This is a genomic window from Streptomyces sp. NPDC045967 (assembly GCF_056430495.1).
Genome location: NZ_JBWKLE010000031.1, coordinates 23,626 through 30,504, shown reverse-complemented (window position 1 = coordinate 30,504; position 6,879 = coordinate 23,626). Strand labels below are relative to the sequence as shown.

7 protein-coding genes are annotated in these 6,879 nt (G+C 69.3%); 6 read left to right on the top strand and 1 reads right to left on the bottom strand.

The annotated features are described in order from the left end of the window. Window positions 1–130: 130 nt before the first annotated feature. Window positions 131–1,024 carry a winged helix-turn-helix transcriptional regulator gene (locus AC07FY_RS32035; RefSeq protein ID WP_479013645.1) on the bottom strand — a complete coding sequence of 298 codons (894 nt, stop codon included), beginning with the start codon at window positions 1,022–1,024 and terminating at the stop codon, window positions 131–133. Between the two features lie 92 nt (window positions 1,025–1,116). Between AC07FY_RS32035 and AC07FY_RS32030 the strand changes: the two genes are divergently transcribed. From AC07FY_RS32030 to AC07FY_RS32005, 6 genes are all read left to right on the top strand, one after another. Further along, window positions 1,117–2,373 (top strand): MFS transporter, encoded by a 1,257-nt coding sequence (locus AC07FY_RS32030; protein WP_479013651.1) that lies wholly within the window; start codon window positions 1,117–1,119, stop codon window positions 2,371–2,373. Between the two features lie 9 nt (window positions 2,374–2,382). Continuing rightward, on the top strand, window positions 2,383–3,363 hold the full coding sequence (gene dapD, locus AC07FY_RS32025) for a 2,3,4,5-tetrahydropyridine-2,6-dicarboxylate N-succinyltransferase (RefSeq protein WP_479013643.1): 981 nt from the start codon (window positions 2,383–2,385) through the stop codon (window positions 3,361–3,363). A gap of 415 nt (window positions 3,364–3,778) precedes the next feature. Continuing rightward, on the top strand, window positions 3,779–4,060 hold the full coding sequence (locus AC07FY_RS32020; RefSeq protein WP_479013641.1) for a hypothetical protein: 282 nt from the start codon (window positions 3,779–3,781) through the stop codon (window positions 4,058–4,060). Further along, window positions 4,057–4,551, top strand: coding sequence for a hypothetical protein (locus tag AC07FY_RS32015; RefSeq protein WP_479013639.1), 495 nt, complete (start codon window positions 4,057–4,059; stop codon window positions 4,549–4,551). The genes AC07FY_RS32020 and AC07FY_RS32015 overlap by 4 nt, the downstream gene beginning before the upstream one ends. After that, a complete protein-coding gene (locus AC07FY_RS32010; protein ID WP_479013637.1) occupies window positions 4,529–4,897 on the top strand; it encodes a hypothetical protein in 369 nt (122 codons plus the stop codon). The genes AC07FY_RS32015 and AC07FY_RS32010 overlap by 23 nt, the downstream gene beginning before the upstream one ends. Before the next feature lie 728 nt (window positions 4,898–5,625). Then, window positions 5,626–6,843 (top strand): helix-turn-helix domain-containing protein, encoded by a 1,218-nt coding sequence (locus tag AC07FY_RS32005; RefSeq protein ID WP_479013635.1) that lies wholly within the window; start codon window positions 5,626–5,628, stop codon window positions 6,841–6,843. Window positions 6,844–6,879: the final 36 nt, after the last annotated feature.

The window sequence follows — 6,879 nt, the reverse complement described above, 5'->3', positions numbered from 1 at the left end:
ACCAGCCCACGACCGGGCATCAGCAAGTTCCCCACCCATGAACTGGCCAACGACCGACCTGCCCAACCGTCACGGCAAACACCGTTGCAGTACTAGGGCGCCAACCCGGCGAACCTTCCCGGTCACGGCACTAGCCGTGGTGGCCGGGGCGGCTCGCGGTGCGGACGGCGGTCAGGGCGGCCCGCACGCTCGCCTCGATGTCCTGGACCGGGTAGAACACCTCGCGCACCGTGCGGTCCCGGTCGAGGACGAGGGTCAGCCGCTTGATCCGGGTCACGCCCGCCGCGCGGAACGTCGGCAACCGCAGCGCCGTCGTCAGGTCCAGCGCCGCGTCCGACAGGAGCGGGAAGCGCAGGCGCTCCTGTTCCGCGAACTCCTGCTGCTCGTCCGGGCGCTGGGTCGACACCCCGTGCACGGTGGCGCCCGCCGCGGTGAACTCCGCGAGCTGGTCGCGGTAGGTGCAGGACTCGAACGTGCAGCCCTTGGCGCCCGGGATGCCGGCCCAGCCGGGCGGATAGGACGCGGCGCGGGCGTAGGCGCCGGGGAAGCAGTACAGGACCGTGAACGCGGTGTCCGCCACCGGGTCGCGTGGCTCGCCGAAACGGTCCGGCAGCAGCAGCTCCGGCAGGCGCGTGCCGCGCAGCGCGTGGACCCGTTCCGCCTCCCGTGAGGTCTCGTCCGTCGTCGCCGTCACCTCTCCTCCTCCCAGGATCCAGCTGTCCCCCCAGTCCTGGAGGGCCACCAGTACGGGCAGCAGCCCGCGCCCGCGCGGGGTCAGCCGGTACGCGTGCCGCACCGGGCGTTCCCGGTACGGCTCACGCGTGAGCACCCCCGCCTCGACCAGCAGCTTCAGCCGCTCGGTCAGCACCTTGCGGGACACCCCCAGCTCGCGCTGGAGCTCCTCGAAGCGGTGCAGGCCGCGCGCGGTGTCGCGCACGATCAGCAGCGTCCACCAGTCGCCCACCACGTCGAGGGCCTGGGCGATGGCGCAGTCCGCGTCGCCGAGATGTGTGCGCTGGGCCATGGGAACTCCTTCGTCCGTTGACCCCAGGCTGTCATGCTGTCATAGTCCGTTCCCAAAAGGAACTGACTCGGGGGAAGCGGGGGCACGAGGTGCTGCAAGGGTTCAAGGACGTACCGAGGACGGTGTGGCTGCTGGCCGCGGGGGTCTTCGTCAACGCCGTCGTCAGCTTCACCTTCGTCTTCGTCTTCCTCTACCTGACCGGGCCGCGCGCCCTGGACACCGCGCAGGCGGGCCTCGCCACCGGCATCGGCGGCGTCGGCCTGGTCGCGGGCAACTTCACCGGCGGCTGGTACGGCGACCGCTTCGGCCACCGCCGGGTGCTCCTCGCGGCGTCCACCCTGGCCGGACTGACCCTGGCGGCCTTCCCGCTGCTGCCCACCCCGCTGCTGTACGCGGCCCTGCCGGTGGCCCAGTACGCCTCCGGCGTGGTGCGGGCCGCCAACTCCGCGCTGGTCGCCGTCACCGTCCCGGAGGGGGCCCGGCGCCAGGCGTTCGCCGTCATGCGCTGCGTGTCCAACGGCGGATTCACCCTCGGGCCGCCGCTGGGCGCGCTGGTCGCGACCGGGCTCTCGTACGACTGGCTCTTCGTCGGCGACGGCCTCGGCACGCTGTTCTTCGCCCTGTGGACCGCGCGGGTCGTCCCGGCGCGGGGCGGCGGCCCGCGGACCGCCGCCGCGGGCCCGGACGGGGGCGGGGACCGGGGCCGTGGCGGCCGCCGTGGCTCGGGCGGCGGCCGGGGAGTCTGGGCCGAGCTGCGGGCCCGGCCCGCCCTGCTCGTCCTGCTCGGCGCGATCCTGGTCGCCGACGTCGTCTACCGCCAGCAGTACAGCGCCTTCCCCGTCTTCCTCGCCGACCACGGGCTGGACGCGCGGGCCTTCGGCCTCGTCATCGCCCTGAACGGCGGGGTGATCCTGCTGCTGGAGCTGCCCGCCGCCGTCGCGCTGCGCGAGCGGCCCGCCCTGCCGGTCATCGGAACCGGCCTGGTGCTGGTCGGAGCCGGGTACGCGGCGCTGCTCCTCGGCGCCGGGATCGCGACCGCCGTGGCCATGATGCTCCTGCTGAGCCTCGGCGAAGTCCTGTACAAGACCACCGCCACCGCCTACGTGGCCGACCAGGCGCCCGAGCACGCCATCGGGCGCTTCCAGAGCCTGTACGCCGGCATCTCGGTCAGCGGGGTCGTGCTCGGCCCGCCACTGGGCGGAGCGCTGTATTCCGCCGCGCCCGGGCTGCTGTGGCCGTTGTGCGCGGTCCTCGCGGCGGGGGCGGGCGGGGCGGTGCTGTGGGCGGGCCGACACGCGGTGGGACCGGCACATGAGACCGGTTCGCACCCGCGGGCCGTCGCCGGTTAGGTTTCTGGCATGACTGCTACGCGTACCACCGGCGCCGTCGCCGCCGGACTTGCCACCCTCACCGCTGACGGCACCGTCCTCGACACCTGGTTCCCCGCCCCCGAGCTGGTCGCCGAGCCCGGCCCGGCCGGCACCGAGCGCCTCACCGCCGACCGGGCCGTGGAGCTGCTCGGCGCCGCCGCGGCGAAGGCGATCCGCCAGGACGCGGTCCGCGGCGTCGAGGTCGTGGCCGTCCGCACGGTGATCTCCTCCCTGGAGGACAAGCCGCTGGACGCGCACGACGCGTACCTGCGCCTGCACCTGCTCAGCCACCGCCTGGTCAAGCCGCACGGCCAGAACCTCGACGGTGTCTTCGGCCTGCTGGCCAACGTCGCCTGGACCTCCCTCGGGCCGGTCGCCGTCGACCAGGTCGAGACGGTCCGCCTCAATGCGCGCGCCGAGGGCCTGCACCTCCAGGTCACCTCGATCGACAAGTTCCCCCGCATGACGGACTACGTCGCCCCCAAGGGCGTGCGCATCGCCGACGCGGACCGCGTCCGCCTCGGCGCGCACCTCGCCGAGGGCACCACCGTCATGCACGAGGGCTTCGTCAACTTCAACGCCGGCACCCTCGGCACCTCCATGGTCGAGGGCCGCATCTCGGCGGGCGTCGTGGTCGGCGACGGCTCCGACATCGGCGGCGGCGCCTCCACCATGGGCACCCTGTCGGGCGGCGGCAAGCAGATCATCTCGATCGGCGAGCGCACCCTGATCGGCGCCGAGGCGGGCGTGGGCATCGCGCTCGGCGACGAGTGCGTCGTCGAGGCCGGCCTCTACGTCACCGCGGGCACCCGCGTCTCCCTCCCGGACGGCCAGATCGTCAAGGCCCTGGAGCTCTCCGGCGCCAGCAACATCCTCTTCCGCCGCAACTCGGTCACCGGCGCCGTCGAGGCCCGCCCCTACAAGGCGACCTGGGGCGGCCTGAACGAGGTCCTGCACAGCCACAACTGACGCCCCGCCGCCCTGACCTGCGGCTGAGCAACCGACCAGCGCGCTGACCAGCGGCTGAGCTGTCGCCAGTTGTCAGCATTGGTCACCACTGAGCGCCCTCCCACGGCCCCGAGACGGCCCGGGAGGGCGCTTGTGTTGCGCCCTGAATACGGCGTCGCCTGGGGGTTGCGCGAGTCGACGCAGTGCGGCGCAACCTAGTCTGATTCTCTGACCAGCGCTGGAACGGTGTGCCAAAATCAGAGGACTTGAGGGGGGGCAAGTTGGATGGAATCGCGGCAACTGCGGTAGCCGATACCGGCCTTGGCAGAGCCGTGTGCAGCTCCGCGCCGGCCTCGGGGCATCGGCGTGCCCCTCGCCTCTTCCTCTGTAGCAGAGCTTTGCTGATGGCTTGTAGTGGATTCTTAGGGGGAACGTTATGACCGAGATTGTCGCCGCTCTCATCGGTGGTGTGTGCGCACTCGGCGCTGCTGTTGTCACGGTGCGCTGGGCGCGCTCACGTTCGACCGACAGTGTTACTGCCGACCAATTGCCTCCTGCCAGCGACGCGCAGTTGGGCAATGCTGCCAACACCGCGCCCGGCTCTGCGGGTGCTGCACGCTCGGATGGCGTCACCATCAACGCCCCGCACTCCGGTCAGATCATCGGCACGAACAATGGCACGGTGTCCCAGACCAATTACCGAGATGGTAAGCGGTGAGGTTTTTTAATTCCGGTGGGCTGCTTGGGCTTGCTCAAGGTCTTTTAGGGTTAACCTTCGCCGTCTTGGTTGCCCTCTTCGGTATTCAGCTTATTGGTGACCAATTTCCCGAGGCGCTGCCTGCCGTTGGATGGTTCCTGGGCCGCTTGATTCAGCTCTCCTCGGACGAATATGTCGCCGAGTTCATGGGAGACAGGGTCCTTGTATCGGGACTCGTTGGGGTGGCGCTGCTCCTGTGGGTCACGCACAAGTGGCCAACCTTGATCAAGACTGTAGGGCAGGCGCTGAACCCTTTTGCGAGGATCGGCGTAGCGGCAGTCTCGGCCGTGGCTGCTGTGCTGGTGGCACTGATTTTGGCCGGACCGCTCGGTCAGTCCAAGACCAAAGGCGAGTGCACTTCGGCTTTTCGCTTGAACTTGGATGATGCACCTTCGTTGGTGAGCAACACCACATGTGGGGGAGGGGTGCGTGACCAGACTTCCCGCGATTGATCAATACATTCAAAACAACAACGGACAAGTGTTCCAAACAATCATAAATAATTCCGCAATCGATGCGGAAACTAAACAGCAGGTGCGACGCCTGGCAGTCTCATCGCCTGAGATGATGTCGAAACTCGACGCGATGTTGAAGCAAAATGGCGATGTGAAGGCGGCCGCTGCGCTGGTTCGGGATGCGAGCGACATTCTGACCGGGAAGGTTGGACAGTCGGCGCTGTTTACCGATGAGGGTGACGACCCTATGTTTCCCGGCAAGGGCGAGCGGGAGCTTCGAAAGGCGATTGCGGGCCCCTTCTTGGTGCTCATAGTGACCGTCATCCTGATCTTGTGGCTGTAGCCGCCTCGCTGTGCAAGCTGGGTACCGACGCGGGATGTTCGGCCTGTGCAGCCAGGCATCCCGCTGCCTGGCTCCCATCCCGTCTGCCGTCGACCCACACGTACGTGGAGCGGGCGCGGGCCCTGGCGTCCAGGTGGAGCGCGCCACTGTACGAACGACCTGGACGCCAGGGCCCGCGTCTGCTCGGCTTGCCTGGGTCGACGGCAGACGGGATGGGAGCCCCCACCACTCACCCCCACCAACCCGCACCCGTTCGACGGCCCCGGGCCATCCCGGAGCCGGAGCGCCCCCGCCGGAGGCATCGTTCTGACCGGGCCGTACCGCGAGGCCGAGGCGTAAGGCCGCCAACAGGGGTGGGCTGTGGAGGCTGAGCCTGGGATCGGGTGGCTCCGCGAAGGTTCGCTCGATCCGATACCCGGCCCAGCTGGCGCGGCAAAAGCCATGCAGCCGACCGGGCCCGGTCCCGCGGCTACCGTCTCGCATCTGGTGTGGTCGATCAGCCGCGCGCCGGCGGAGCCGGGCCCAGAGCGGGCGCCGAAGGCGTGGAGCGTCGGGGCCCGGCGCTGGAGCCGATAGCGCGCGCGGCGAGCGGAGCGAGCCGCCTTGATGAGGTAGAGAAACCTGTAACAGGCCTGCGGACCATGGCACTTCGTGCGATCACTGGCACTTTTTCTGACAGTGCCGTCCTGGGGGCACGGGTACCTTCGTAGAGTCGAAGGGAGCCCATCGTGGTGGCCGAACTGAGTACAGGGCAAAGGGTGGCGCGGGCACGCCGCCGACGTGGCTGGGACCAAGCACAGCTGGCAGCAGCTGTAGAGCGTTCGGTCAGCTGGGTCTCAAAGGTGGAGACTGGGCGGCTTCCGTTGGACCGCATGAGCGTTCTTAGCCAGCTTGCCGAAGCCCTCGACGTCGAGGTCATCGAGCTGACGGGGCAGCCCTACCGCCACGACTCCCCAGAACTCGACTCGGGTCACGCCGCGATTCCCGGCCTACGCCTCGCACTCCAGCAGGCGACGATGCCCGGCGGTGCACTCCTCCTCGGTGGTATCGAGCCCCCGTCACTCGAGGATGTCTCGGCGCGGGTGGAAGCCGCCGAGCGACTCCGCCAGGACGCCAGGTTCACGGCCCTCGGTGATGTCCTCCCGCAGATCCTTCGGGACCTCATCGTCGCTTGCGACGTCGCCGACGGAGATGATCTCCGCCGCGCCGAGTCCCTCATGCTCCGAGCCAGCCACATGGCCCGCGTCTCCTCGAACCTGCTTGGTCATCATGACCTTGGCTGGAGCGCGGTCCAACGCGAGCTGGTCGCAGCTGAGCGCGCCGAGTCGCCCGCGCTTCAGGCCGCTGCCCGCTGGGACCTCTGCGGCGTCTGGCTCTACGAAGGCGAAGTAGCCGCAGCTCGGGACATGGCGCTCCGAGCCTTGGACGACCTCGAACCGGACCTTTCGACTGCTGACGAGAGCCTCCGCTCCTTGTGGGGCGCCATGCATCTCCGGGCGGCCGTGGCCTGGTCGCGTTTGTGGGACCGCTCCGAGGCCGAGTCCCACCTCGCCGAAGCGCGCCGGATAGCGGCCGGTCTTCCTGCCGACGGCAACGTTTTTCAGACCCAGTTCAACGCGGTCAACGCGGAGATCCACAGCGTGGAAGTCAGCTTGGAGCTGGGGCACCCGCGTGACGTGCTGTCCCGCTCCGAGCTGGTCGACGTCATGCGCATCGCGTCGGGCGAGCGGAAGTCCCACTTCTGGGTCTGCACGGCGGCCGGTCAGATGATGAACGGCAAGGCTGAGGCTGCGGCGGAGTCGATCCTCCGGGCTGACGCAGTTGCTCCGCAACACGTACGCAACCGCCCCGTCGCCCGGAACCTGGTGGACGACCTGCGGTCCGCCAACAGGAACTCACGCACGGAGGAGATCCGGCGCTTGGCCGGACACATGAAGCTCAGCTGATCAGGCCGGACGGAGAGGGGGCCGTCGCCGTGAGGG